The following is an 11,697-nucleotide window of genomic DNA, read 5'->3' as shown; positions in this document are numbered from 1 at the left end:
AAGAAAATGTCTGTAATTACCATGAAAGGGATTAGCAAAAGTTATAAAGGGATGAGGCTTTTTGATGGAGTCGACTTGAACATTGAAAAAGGGAAGATTTATGGCATTATTGGTCCTAACGGCTCCGGAAAATCTGTATTGTTTAAGATGATGTGCGGATTTGTCTTTCCAGATCAAGGAACGATTGAAGTTCAAGGAAGTGAACTCGGAAAGAGCAAAAGGTTTCCGGACGGCTTCGGCATTATCATCGACCGTCCTGGGTACATGGCAAATAAAACCGGTTTTGAAAACTTGAAAGAATTAGCCATGATTCAAAACAAAGTCGATGATAACAAAATTGCCCAAACTATGGAACTGGTAGGGTTGCAGCCCCAGGCAAAACAAAAGGTGAAAAACTATTCCTTAGGAATGAAGCAGAAACTAGCCATCGCGCAGGCAATCATGGAAGACCAGCAAGTGCTCATCTTGGATGAAGCATTCAATGCGCTTGATGCCGATAGTGTGGAGAACATCCGAAAGTTGTTGATTACATACAAAAAAGAAGGACGGACGATTCTGATCACCAGTCACAACCAGGAAGATATTAATCTCTTATGTGATGAAGTCTACCGTATCAATCGTCAACATTTAGAGCTTGTTTGATGGTATAAACCGGCAAAAATAACCCCCTGATCTTTTCAAGAGAGATCAGGGGGTTATTTCGTTCATTTAGGATAAACAGGATTAATTACTCTTCCAGTAGCCAGTTACCTGGACATTTACTGGAGTGTTCCAGTCATTACTGAATTGAACACGTGCGCTCTTCCCAGCGTTTACCGAGTTCGGCAAGCTGCGGAAGTCACTATCGGTCACATCTCTTACCCATGGACCAGTTCCGGAGCTTGCTTGCATTCTAGCATCCACCACATACGATCCACCTACAGTACGAGAGTCCAAGTATCCATATGTACCAGAGGAAGACTTCGTTTGATAACCAGTATATCCGCTTCCATTAAACTTCCCTACTGTGGTGTCATAATAGGAGTAACTGGTACCTGCCTGTACAGCCCCTCCGAAAGCCATCAACCCCACCGCTAAACCAAGTGCTGCAACTTTTTTCTTTTTCATATTTTTATCCCCTTTCTAGAAAAAAATGTAATACAAGTAGATAGTATCCAAACAGGGATTAAAATACAATATAATTACCATAAAACGGTATCTAATCACTATGTTTATAGTTCAATAGAATCTATTTAATTACAAAAAAAGTAAATTTATTCTGTGGTTTTAGTTTGTTGTAGGATAATAGTCTTTTGGCAGGGACGAATAATAAAAGCTTTCCAGAATCGGGATAGGACCATTCAGATCTTTCCCCTGTATCATGGCCATCCTTATCTAAAGGAAGCTTGAGATTTGCTAAGTGAATTGTAGCTTTTGAAAAATATTGCTTCCTAATGAAAAAGAAGAGTCTATCTGTGAGTCGGTGATAAATCCAGAAATCTATGACAGGGTATCTATGCAGGAGAAGGCTTATTAGTGGTCGAAAAATAATCAAATTTTTAATGTTTCATGATGTAACATTCCCCGAAAAAATGTCCAATTCACCAGCAAATATAGGTATAATAATCTCAACTCCAATAGATGATGCAACAAGATTTTTTAGGTAATCTGTAGGCGACCGAGGAGGAACGGAATATAATGAAAAGGGAATGGTTAAGTGACATTCCCCAAAAGAAAAACATGACCCAAGAACAAGTGGCGGCGCAGGCATTTCTCAATCGGTCTTATTATTCATTAATAGAGACGGGTAAGAGGAATCCAAGCTTCAATATTGCGATTAATATTGCCAAGGTCCTGGATTTTGACCCCATGCGGTTTTTCGATGAACAGGTAGAATTCGAAAGTGATTTTTCCGATGATGTTACCGCTGATATACATACAAGGTTGAAGGAAACTAATACAGGTGACATTTTATACTTATATGATAAAAATATATATTATATTGAAAATGTAATTACGTTTATTGCAACAGGAATGGAAAGAGGAAGTACTTGCATTATCATTGACGATACATCAAACTTAACTCTTATTGACAGGAAGTTAAAGGAAACCATCAGTACCCCAAAAAGAGAAAAAATGATACTTTTATTGCCTATAAAGAAACTTTCCAACGGCATGTCAACCATACAGAAACTATTAGAAACGTCACCATCCGTTCGGTTGTGGTGGGGCGGGAAGAGAAAAGGACCCCCAAGGGATATCACCAGCCGACTATATGACAAGAAAAACAAGGCGTCGGTGTTATTTTTGTGTTCGTATAATGCATCTGCTATTTCTGCAGCCTCGTATATTCAGCTGATGCGTATCTATCGCTTTTTAATGACCGATCATGAATTGATCGAATCCCCGTTTTATTTGAGTGAAGATCAACATCCAGAAAAGCCCGACTACATAGAATTCAGGCTGGATAACGTGGGGCAGGAGTCTAGAAAAAAAGAGGGAGAAGGGTGAACAATGGAAAAAACGGTATCAGATGCAAATATTATGGAAACTCTGAATGCCGCTCATATCTTATACGTTTATGAAGAAAAACAACACTATCTGAACAATATTATCGGTTTTCTCCGTACAGGTATAGAGAAAGGGGACCATATGCTGATGATTGAAAATCAGTCGGTGTACCGCGAAATTGAAGGCCAATTCTTGTGTTCGCTTTCCCAACAACAACGGGAGTGTGTACATTTTATAGATAATCATTCCTTCTACGAATTTTGCAATACCTCCGGTACATCCAACGTATGGGAGCACTTCAAGGAGATTTTATCCCCCGTTTTCGACAGTCAAAAGGGGGTCCATACCTGGGCACACATGGAGTGGGCATCCTTGGGGCAGGATGCCATAGATGGTATCAAGCATTTAGAGGATGTAGCAGGGGAAGTCGCCAGTAAAAACGGGGCATTGTCGGTATGTGCTTACTCAGCGAGTGATGTTTCTGCTTCTTTTCAAAATAATCTGATGCGTACCCATAAGTACCTCATGACTGATAAAGAAATCGTCCTATCCCCGATGTATCGCTGTTCTAGATAAGGTAGTACAGTGTAGAACCATCAAGTAAAGCAGATATTCCTATGGCTTCCACTAGAAAAGGATTGAGCGTTTCCATCACGCCTAATCCTTTTTTTGTTGGCCAGGGACTACAATGAACTATCCCGTTTAATATATAACCATATCCCCATCATTGCTATAGAATTTGGTATCTGCCCCGGTAAGATAACAGCGTTAAATACTCAGTTCTTTCCCCCTCCTCCCTATCTTCCTCCATCGATTTTCTATCTTCCGTTAAATACGACAAGTTGTTACAAATTGAAACATGAAATTCCTGACTAATCGTAGGCAATGATGACCAAAAGCAGTTACTATGTAAGTAGTACCAGCGGAACAAGGCTGAGACAAAACGTAACGTTTCCATAGATAGTACATAAGTTGTCTTGGTTCAAGGTCTTAAATAGGTTGCTTTCTTAAGCGTGTCACTGTTTAAACCTTGTATTTTGGTTTCGAAACGCTTATTGCGAAAACAAAAATCGGAATATTCAGTTAAATGGATGCTTCTGCAGGAGGTAACCAATTGGTGCGAGTGGTCGGATTCAAGTTTTGTGTTTTCAATTTGGTTCACGTCAATCGCAGAGAGCGATGTTGTCTTCGGAGGGACGGTGCGTTCGCAATTGAATTTAAAAGAAAATCCGAGCTTTCTTTTTCAACAGTGAAGAGACAGAAAAACGTATTTGAAGAAGGTAAAGGTTTTCGGTGGTCTTCTGTATGAACTTTATCTGCTGCAATAGCTAGTTGCAATATCCGTCATAAAGTCAATTGTTCGTTACATTATGCCGGTCAGCTCTCATTATTTATTCGCGAATACATCGGAGGGGAACGCATGTATAGCATTCATGTAGGAGATAAAATTTTTTATAAGGGGATTTCAACCAATGTCAAAGAAATTCGAATGATTGATTTTAATGTGCACTATGTTCTTGCCACCCGGGCAGGAAACACCTATGTCGTTCATAGAGATGCGATCATTTTAGATGGGAATCAGTACATCGCCAATAACGGACCTGAATATAGGAAATTATGAATTTCGATCCGCCAGGTTAGAGAAGCAGAAAATGAAAGATGGAAAAAACATTACTTGTTGCCCTTCGATAACATGCCACCGCAACCACCGGTCATGAAGCGGCAATGGTACACGTAAGAAGTTGCAGGATTATCACCATATTTTATGACGCCAGTACATCCATTAACCGGAGTCTCTTATTCTGGTGAAAGGGGGAGGTGCTTTTGGGGTTTATAGTGATTGCCTGGTATCACAAAAAAACAGCCATCAGCTTTCATCATAGTGTTAATGAAAACAAAGAAAATCAACAGCTATGCTTCCACACGCGGGAGGATGCCCAAGCGTTCATTGGTTTATTGGAAAGCTACGAGTACCTTAAATCTAATGCCTATACGTTTACGATACAAGCCGTGTGATGAAAAAAACGTCATTCCAGAAAAAAATTGTTCAGCCCTTTTTCCAATAAAAAGCCCAGAAGGAATCTGGGTTCCTTCCGGACAAAAGGGGGCATCCATTTCAAGCAGCTGGGAGGTCAAACTCGAATGGAATGTTCCGTGTTTATTATAACAGAACATACGTTCCTTTTAAAGTTTTTCCGCGTCGTCTTTCTGTGTACGAATGGCAATCAATAATGTAATGTGACCTCAGCGCTCACCGGATAATGGTCACTCGGATATTGGCCATTCTTCTGGTAATTGATGATCTCGTAATGATTAGCGGTTACATTTTCCGTTGCCAATATCCAATCGATACGGGAATCCGGTCCGCCTCCCGTAGGGTCATCAAACCCGTTGAAAGTGCCGAGATTTTCATTGATGACTGTACCGGCCGTGTGATAAAGGTCGACGATCGGGGTGTCTTCTGTCATATTCTGATAAGGGATGCTGTTTGGACTGGCATTGAAGTCCCCGGTTACCAACACTGGCAAATCGGGATCGAATTCCTTCATCTTCTCCACCACCAGATTGGCGCTTTTCTGCCTGGCTTCTTCCGACTGATGATCAAAGTGGGTGTTCACAAAATAGAATGACTGGTTCGTTTTCTCATCCAAAAACTTCACCCATGTCACCATCCGTGGAATCGAGTTGCCCCATGACGTCGATCCTACAACATCGGGCGTGTCCGATAGCCAGTAATGATCGTATTCCGTCGGGGTGAACCGGTTCTTTTTATAATAGATTGCCATAAATTCCCCTTGATTACCGCCTTCCCGGCCCATACCGATCCACTCATATCCCGGCAGGTCCTGATCGACATCCTTTACCTGCTGGTAAACGGCTTCCTGGGTCCCGATAATATCCGGCTGTTCCATCCGTATCACCTGGCGAACGGTCGGGTGACGTTCTTCCCAGGTATGAGGGGAAGGGTCATGGTCGTTCAAATACCTCAAATTAAAAGTCATGACGTCTAAATCCATTTCCGAGTTTCCTGAAGTGGCTGCAGCAGCCGGTGCTGCAGTTACCGGGAGCATGGCCCCTAGTACCAGCATGAACATGATAAATAGTTGTAAGGACTTTCCGCTTGTTTTCTTCCTCATTTGCATCCCTCCTAATTTGTTCAATTCCATCATATAGAAATGATGTAAAAGACAGGTTAATCGCACGTATAGGATTGTAAAAGTTATTGAGTGCGGTGGCTTTTTATAATTAGCGAGGCGTAACTATACAAATTACTTCCTTCTCATAGGCCTTTTGAACGGAATATGTAGCGCTTTACCCGTGTTTCCTTCCTCTTTGCGTTTGATGAGAGGACTGGATGGATATTTCAGGGGAAAAGGAGGGGGTTATTGTGGCTTTACATATGAATAAAAGATCTATCATAGGAGGGGGATCATGTTGAAAAGTATACATATTCTAGTTTTGGTTACTATCATGCTATTCACAAGCCCTAAAGTATCATCTGCTTATACAGATGTATTGCAGCGTGGCAGTCAAGGACCATCGGTTACTGCATTGCAAGAAAAATTAGCACTTTTAGGTTACCTTGAAATAGAACCTACCGGGTACTATGGAACCTTGACCGAGCAAGGTGTCAGAGAACTCCAGGAGGATTTTAACCTCTCCGTCGATGGAGTGGCAGGTCCTCGTACCAGCTATCGGCTCATAGAAATAGAAAAGATGGCAAGGGTGGTGCATGGGGAAGCAAGGGGGGAATCCTACCAGGGGCAAGTAGCCGTGGCTGCAGTAATTAAAAATCGTGTGCATTCCCCGGCGTTTCCTTCCACCATCGAAGGTGTCATTTACCAGGCGAATGCGTTTACTCCGGTAGCAAACGGGCAATTCGCATTGCCTCCCAATTACATCGCCTATCATGCGGTCAAGGATGCGTGGAAGGGATGGGATCCGAGCCAGGGATCCACTTACTTTTACAATCCTCAAACCGCTACGTCTTCCTGGATTTTTGACAACACTGCACCAAGGCTCAGTATCGGAAACCACCTCTTTGCCGTGTATGATGATTGAATCCAAATCAGTATCTTTCCCTTGCTTAATGATTCTCCTAGGGAAAAGGATTACGTTTTTCAATCGCCAGGCGAATGAAAAAGCACCCCATCTAGGACATATGAAACCATCCCCATGAACAGCGTCCTTGTACACATAAAGACAATAACAGCAAGAAGCAGAGATGACAAATCAAGCTGGCAACACCTAAATTCAAAGTTGGATGCAGGGATCACAGAACTAAAGAAGGCAATGGGTAAGGATGACAGTGCTGTCAAGCGTGTGAATATAAAGGAAAAATTCGATTACCTCCTTTATTACGCCAATAATATAGCCCAGCTCTATGGGATTGATATAAAGAGAGATCCAGTGGAAACGAAGTTATATAATAAAGAGGATTAATATTGTTCCTATCTTTCCCACCTCTACTCATGACCTTTCATTTTGGTGAGGATACTTTCACCAGTTCAGGGGGGGAACGGGAGAAATGTGAGAGAAACAGATGTGATCAGCGCTTGCTGAAACCTTCTATTTAGCAAATATGTCACTTGAAATAATCAACCGTCTATTAAATAATAAAAGGGGAAATTCATATGGAACTTGTAAAGTATCGCTCCCGGCAGCTGCCGAAGCGGCCGGTTATTCATATGCCTGGCAAGTGGTGCAGAACGTTTGGTATTTATGCAGGAGAGGAAGTTGATGTCATCCGTGACAGGCGAACTATTCTCATTGAAAAATCGGATCCCGAAAGCACCCATAACAAACGTTATGTGTCAGGGACCAATGCGATCAACATCCCGTTAGAAATTATCAATGACCTGGGCATGCAACCTTACCAATTATACAGCCTCTTTATCGACACAAGAAATGAGCGCTTTATCGTATCTTTGGATAACTGGGACGAGCCTTCGCGGGACTAATTCAGCTTGTCCTAAAAGGTTATTGGCACGCCAATTCCTCTCGCTTTCTCCCACACAAACGTAAACATCAACGTTTGTGTGGGGGGAGACGTATACCAGATAAAGGGTGGCCAAGCCATAAACACAAGGCCTGAAAAAGTCAGGAAGCATGATTAATAGGATGTGAGTTAAAGTGGTAGAAGTACAAGTGAAAATACTGGAAAAAGAGAGTTCAGGGAAATTCCTTTATGTGAAAGGGATGGAGAAGGATCAGGGTGTCCGCATTCATCAAAGTTTGCAAGAGCATTTTTCCCCTTCTCGTTTGCAGGAGGAACTCCCTGTAATTCAGGTGCAGTTATGGGAGGTCGGTGGAGAAAGGAAACAGTATAGAAAATTGATAACAGAGTCTTATTTCGCATATGCCGACAAGGGTGAATTGGTGTCCTTCTTGGAAGAGGAGCATAAGAAAGGGACTAATTTACCCGGTTCCTGAAAAGAGAGACACTCCATAAGAGGTCGGTTCATGCAAAAAGATAATATCGCCCTACTAAAAACAAACGTAAACGTTGATGTTTACGTTTGTTTAATAGGCAACCATATAACCATGAATGTAGGGGAAGTCATGTGTTGTGTTGCCTTGACATCCCTTATTCTAGCAAAACAATTTGTATCTTATTAAGAGTATAAATAATTATTTTGCCATGTCAGAAGTCCTGATGGCTGTGTTTCTATCATTCAGATAATCTATATCTCTTCATCTGCACAAGAAACAAGTTGTAAAACCTATGGTTAATTCTTGTGTTGGTGCTATTGGAAGTTTGTTTTAATTTATCGTTTGTTTACTTGCGATTCGACAAGTACCGATAAAACGTAGCTCTCCCCATCCCCGTCGCATCCAGGATTTCCTGGATGCTATATTCTTTGCTGTCATACATACGGAAAGCCATATTGAGCTTAGACGGGTCTTTTTTTGGTCGCCCGCCTTTTCTTCCCCTTGCCCGTGCAGCATCCAACCCTGATTTTGTCCGTTCTGAAATGATATCCCGCTCAAATTGCGCCAACCCACTGAAAATCGTAAACACTAATTTCCCCATTGCGGTGGTCGTATCAATATTTTCATTAATGGATACAAAGTTGATCCCCTTCTCTTCAAAGTCATTGATGAGTTCGACAAGATGTTTCGTACTCCTTCCAATCCGATCCAGTTTGTAGACGACCACCGTATCTCCTTCTCGCAAAAATTTCAACATCTCATTAAAAGCCGGCCGGTCTTTTTTCGTACCGGTGATTTTCTCTGCGTAAATATTTTCTTCTTTTACACCATAACGCATTAACGCATCAAATTGCATATGTAAATTTTGATCCCTGGTACTCACTCGGGCATATCCAAATAACATTTTCTGGAACACTCCTTTTTTTAGTTTGTTACTTTTACATTATCAAAAAGGGTAGAAAATGTACATATTAGAATTTAGATTTAGATACGGTTTTTGGAACTGAAAATACAGGGTGTATACTAGAATTTTAAAATTGAAATGGCATGTTATCAAAAATGAACGTTTAAGATACTTAAATCTATTTTAATTAATTCAATTTAAAATATCTTGAATCTGAGTCTTCAAGATAAGGGCAGGATTGTTTAAGACTCAGCTTCAAGATATTTTGGAAGTTGGTGGATTTATTGTTCTAAAAAAGTAGAATGTACAGAAAAACTTTTTGTATATGTGAATTAGGTATTGAACTTGCACAAGGAAAAAACGGTTATTTCTATATTCACCAAACGATGAAGTAAATCAATTAGAAACGACCAGTACCTTCTATCACCTTCCTGAAGTAAATACATCAAATGGAAGTATTGATGAATTATTAAATATAGTTACTAAATAACAAGTACCTTGATACTAAGTCTGTTTCGAATTTTATTGGTTCAGTCAGGGGGTAAATCATTCTGGTTTTTAATGATGAAAAGCGTGCAATTTTGACCGTTTTTAAAGAATGCAGGCAATTAGCAGCCATTGGAAGTACTTAGGATTTGAATGGGGAGGAGACTGACCAACTTTCAAAGATTATCTTCACCTGCAGCTAACAGGCGGTCTGTCTCTGGATGATTTAAGAGCAGGAAAAAAAGCTGGTCTTTAGGTACACATGCTAGCCTAAAAAGGAGAAAGAGGAACAGCTGAGTGAAAGGTGTTACAAGCTTCCTAAGTATGTAACTGATGGATAGTATGGTACCCAATTTGAAAGCTACGGTGAAAGCACTTCAGAGGATCGAGGCACTAAGATGGATGGCATTGTGGGACCAGTAACGAGGCAGGAACTGAAGGAAGCAGTTAAACCAGTTCTAACAGATGAAACCTTTTAGGTGCAAACTCCTCTGCTTACGGTAATGGGGTACTTGCTGTTCAAGGAGTACTAGCAGCAAACAATCAGCTTTTCTACCCTGAAAAAGGCGCCAAGGATAATGGGATAGATGGATACTATGGCTTGAATACAAGTGATGCGCTTGAGCAATTTCCATCTTATTATGGATCGAAGTAAACTGTATTTACGGCCAGAATACTCAAAGAAAGCTAATTAGCCTTATTAAATAAACACATCGTCTAATTACTATCAACGCGAAGATCTGTGTGTTCTGTTACCGGGGATAAAAGCAAAAGCCCTCCAATGGCTGGTGGGCTTTTTATGGATTTATTGTATATATTCAACATACCTTTTGAAAAATCAAAGCGTGTATTTATGAAAATTGACCTACAAAGTCATACAATCGTTCCATTGTTATTTAATGTCAAAATGATAGCATTAAAGTTAGACTAAAAATTTCAGCAAGGAGGAAAAACATGACAAAACCCTTAGAATGGATTGGTTTTATATTAGGTTTAATTATAGTGTTGCTATATGGTTTTAGTGATGTGATAGAGTCTAAAACTACTTTATCTATTGGATTAGTAGTAGCAATCTTAATTACTTTAATAGGTTTTACTTTTAGGAAATTTAAGGAGAAACAGGGTTGCTAAATTGTAAAAATATGGTGATATGAAAATGGATTTAATAAAGGAGTTGGTTAAAAGATGAAGGTTAAATTATTGTCAGTAGTTACCTCAATTGTATTGTTAATGCTAACAGTTTACCCGAGTATACAAGCTGAGGCGTCCACCGATCCAATGCAACAAAACAAGGTTATTAATACGGAAGAGTATGAGATTAAGTTTCTAGTTGATAAAGAGAGATTTCAAAAAATTAAATTTACTAACAAACAAACTGGCGAAGTTGAGTTCTTGGAAAGAAAACAAAAAGGTGAGAAGAATATTTACATAGCAACCGACCGTAATGGACGCACACAAACATATGAAGAGAAGAGCTTAAGTGAATTGAATTTAGGTGAGAAAAACTATGAATCCTCAGGTCCTAGCATCATGACTAGTTGGATTTATGGATGGACATCAAAGGGGTCATCTTCTATTTCTGCTACCTCAATATCTGCTGTTGCTGGGATATTTGCATCTATAGCTGGTGGACCTGTGACAGGTGTTTTAACTACTGCTGCTGCAACTTGGCTATCATTGGATGTTGACGAAGTATGGTATAAGTTAAGTTATTATACAGATGCAGATGATTATTGCCATCAACAAAAAGTAACTGTGTTTTATGGCTATCCAGACTATACTAATTATTTAGCTACTGAATTTAATGATTGGTATGCATGTTAGTATAAAAACTATCCAGGGAAGTTATTACGAAAGAACAAAAAGGTATTCGTTTTGATATTATTAAATAGCTCTCCAGTTATCTAGTTGGAGGGCTTTTTTGATTGATCATAATTGAAAGTTTTTAAAAATGTAAATAGGCATTGAAGTTTTTCTTATACTTAAATAACTCGAAATCGAGTCTTCATGTATAGGGGGCGATTATCCAATAAGGGTAGTCGCTTTTTTACTTTAGTATAGGGCAGTATTACATAAGACTTGATTCATATTATTGTGTATTTAAATTGATAAATAGAGTTCCTTTTGAAATAATTGACAGTAATCAACCAGACTTTGGTAAAGGGAGGAGAGTTCTTTGGAAATTAAAAGGGCTACTTTAAAAACTAAAGATATTAAAAGTATGAAACACTTTTATACTGAAATTCTTGGAATGTCATTGACAAAGGAGAATAAAGAAAGTTTCCAGGTTTCTGCAGGTTCAAGTCTTTTGAAATTCACATCAAGTAATGTAGCTGGCAAACCATATTATCACTTTGCTTTTGATTCCTTCAAACAAATTTAGG

General features: G+C 39.7%; 15 protein-coding genes. 12 read left to right on the top strand and 3 right to left on the bottom strand.

Going from position 1 to position 11,697, the window contains the following annotated elements:
- The first annotated feature begins 6 nt into the window (after positions 1-6).
- Positions 7-642 (top strand): ATP-binding cassette domain-containing protein, encoded by a 636-nt coding sequence (locus B9Y67_RS02270; RefSeq protein ID WP_085505169.1) that lies wholly within the window; start codon positions 7-9, stop codon positions 640-642.
- A gap of 81 nt (positions 643-723) precedes the next feature.
- On the opposite strand, the gene B9Y67_RS02265 is transcribed toward B9Y67_RS02270, so the two are convergent.
- Entirely contained in the window at positions 724-1,107 is a 384-nt protein-coding gene (locus B9Y67_RS02265; protein ID WP_085505168.1) for a hypothetical protein, read from the bottom strand.
- 570 nt (positions 1,108-1,677) lie between these two features.
- On the opposite strand from B9Y67_RS02265, the gene B9Y67_RS02260 reads away from it, so the two are divergent.
- The 4 genes from B9Y67_RS02260 to B9Y67_RS02240 all read left to right on the top strand — a co-directional run bounded on the left by B9Y67_RS02260 (position 1,678) and on the right by B9Y67_RS02240 (position 4,506).
- Positions 1,678-2,490 (top strand): helix-turn-helix domain-containing protein, encoded by an 813-nt coding sequence (locus tag B9Y67_RS02260; RefSeq protein WP_085505167.1) that lies wholly within the window; start codon positions 1,678-1,680, stop codon positions 2,488-2,490.
- A gap of 3 nt (positions 2,491-2,493) precedes the next feature.
- Complete coding sequence (locus B9Y67_RS02255; RefSeq protein ID WP_085505166.1) at positions 2,494-3,066, top strand: MEDS domain-containing protein; 573 nt, start codon at positions 2,494-2,496, stop codon at positions 3,064-3,066.
- Positions 3,067-3,910: 844 nt separating this feature from the next.
- Positions 3,911-4,111, top strand: coding sequence for a hypothetical protein (locus B9Y67_RS02245; protein WP_085505164.1), 201 nt, complete (start codon positions 3,911-3,913; stop codon positions 4,109-4,111).
- Positions 4,112-4,314: 203 nt separating this feature from the next.
- On the top strand, positions 4,315-4,506 hold the full coding sequence (locus B9Y67_RS02240) for a hypothetical protein (protein ID WP_085505163.1): 192 nt from the start codon (positions 4,315-4,317) through the stop codon (positions 4,504-4,506).
- 209 nt (positions 4,507-4,715) lie between these two features.
- Here the strand turns inward: B9Y67_RS02240 and B9Y67_RS02235 are convergent, their stop codons facing one another.
- A complete protein-coding gene (locus tag B9Y67_RS02235) occupies positions 4,716-5,627 on the bottom strand; it encodes an endonuclease/exonuclease/phosphatase family protein (RefSeq protein ID WP_254901672.1) in 912 nt (303 codons plus the stop codon).
- A 295-nt stretch (positions 5,628-5,922) separates the two neighbouring features.
- On the opposite strand from B9Y67_RS02235, the gene B9Y67_RS02230 reads away from it, so the two are divergent.
- From B9Y67_RS02230 to B9Y67_RS02215, 4 genes are all read left to right on the top strand, one after another.
- A complete protein-coding gene (locus B9Y67_RS02230) occupies positions 5,923-6,552 on the top strand; it encodes a cell wall hydrolase (RefSeq protein ID WP_085505162.1) in 630 nt (209 codons plus the stop codon).
- A 114-nt stretch (positions 6,553-6,666) separates the two neighbouring features.
- A complete protein-coding gene (locus B9Y67_RS20555; RefSeq protein WP_085505161.1) occupies positions 6,667-6,933 on the top strand; it encodes a hypothetical protein in 267 nt (88 codons plus the stop codon).
- A 191-nt stretch (positions 6,934-7,124) separates the two neighbouring features.
- A complete protein-coding gene (locus tag B9Y67_RS02220) occupies positions 7,125-7,451 on the top strand; it encodes a hypothetical protein (RefSeq protein ID WP_085505160.1) in 327 nt (108 codons plus the stop codon).
- A 172-nt stretch (positions 7,452-7,623) separates the two neighbouring features.
- Positions 7,624-7,923 (top strand): hypothetical protein, encoded by a 300-nt coding sequence (locus tag B9Y67_RS02215; RefSeq protein ID WP_085505159.1) that lies wholly within the window; start codon positions 7,624-7,626, stop codon positions 7,921-7,923.
- 346 nt (positions 7,924-8,269) lie between these two features.
- Here B9Y67_RS02215 and B9Y67_RS02210 read toward each other — a convergent pair whose 3' ends face one another.
- Positions 8,270-8,827 carry a recombinase family protein gene (locus B9Y67_RS02210; protein WP_085505158.1) on the bottom strand — a complete coding sequence of 186 codons (558 nt, stop codon included), beginning with the start codon at positions 8,825-8,827 and terminating at the stop codon, positions 8,270-8,272.
- Positions 8,828-10,267: 1,440 nt separating this feature from the next.
- On the opposite strand from B9Y67_RS02210, the gene B9Y67_RS20550 reads away from it, so the two are divergent.
- From B9Y67_RS20550 to B9Y67_RS02195, 3 genes are all read left to right on the top strand, one after another.
- Complete coding sequence (locus tag B9Y67_RS20550; RefSeq protein WP_176223891.1) at positions 10,268-10,444, top strand: hypothetical protein; 177 nt, start codon at positions 10,268-10,270, stop codon at positions 10,442-10,444.
- A 54-nt stretch (positions 10,445-10,498) separates the two neighbouring features.
- Complete coding sequence (locus tag B9Y67_RS02200; protein ID WP_085505157.1) at positions 10,499-11,137, top strand: hypothetical protein; 639 nt, start codon at positions 10,499-10,501, stop codon at positions 11,135-11,137.
- 352 nt (positions 11,138-11,489) lie between these two features.
- Positions 11,490-11,696 (top strand): VOC family protein, encoded by a 207-nt coding sequence (locus tag B9Y67_RS02195; RefSeq protein WP_085505156.1) that lies wholly within the window; start codon positions 11,490-11,492, stop codon positions 11,694-11,696.
- Position 11,697: the final 1 nt, after the last annotated feature.

Source organism: Thalassobacillus devorans (assembly GCF_900176565.1).
In the GTDB taxonomy this organism is placed as follows: domain Bacteria; phylum Bacillota; class Bacilli; order Bacillales; family Halobacillaceae; genus Thalassobacillus; species Thalassobacillus devorans_A.
Note: the sequence above shows the minus strand (reverse complement) of the source record. Positions and strands in the feature narration are given on the sequence as shown.

Coding starts and splice junctions, on each gene's coding strand:
- B9Y67_RS02270 (WP_085505169.1), top strand. CDS start 7: ATGTCTGTAATTACCATGAAAGGGATTAGCAAAAGTTATAAAGGGATG.
- B9Y67_RS02265 (WP_085505168.1), bottom strand. CDS start 1,107: ATGAAAAAGAAAAAAGTTGCAGCACTTGGTTTAGCGGTGGGGTTGATG.
- B9Y67_RS02260 (WP_085505167.1), top strand. CDS start 1,678: ATGAAAAGGGAATGGTTAAGTGACATTCCCCAAAAGAAAAACATGACC.
- B9Y67_RS02255 (WP_085505166.1), top strand. CDS start 2,494: ATGGAAAAAACGGTATCAGATGCAAATATTATGGAAACTCTGAATGCC.
- B9Y67_RS02245 (WP_085505164.1), top strand. CDS start 3,911: ATGTATAGCATTCATGTAGGAGATAAAATTTTTTATAAGGGGATTTCA.
- B9Y67_RS02235 (WP_254901672.1), bottom strand. CDS start 5,627: ATGAGGAAGAAAACAAGCGGAAAGTCCTTACAACTATTTATCATGTTC.
- B9Y67_RS02230 (WP_085505162.1), top strand. CDS start 5,923: ATGTTGAAAAGTATACATATTCTAGTTTTGGTTACTATCATGCTATTC.
- B9Y67_RS20555 (WP_085505161.1), top strand. CDS start 6,667: ATGAACAGCGTCCTTGTACACATAAAGACAATAACAGCAAGAAGCAGA.
- B9Y67_RS02220 (WP_085505160.1), top strand. CDS start 7,125: ATGGAACTTGTAAAGTATCGCTCCCGGCAGCTGCCGAAGCGGCCGGTT.
- B9Y67_RS02210 (WP_085505158.1), bottom strand. CDS start 8,827: ATGTTATTTGGATATGCCCGAGTGAGTACCAGGGATCAAAATTTACAT.
- B9Y67_RS20550 (WP_176223891.1), top strand. CDS start 10,268: ATGACAAAACCCTTAGAATGGATTGGTTTTATATTAGGTTTAATTATA.
- B9Y67_RS02200 (WP_085505157.1), top strand. CDS start 10,499: ATGAAGGTTAAATTATTGTCAGTAGTTACCTCAATTGTATTGTTAATG.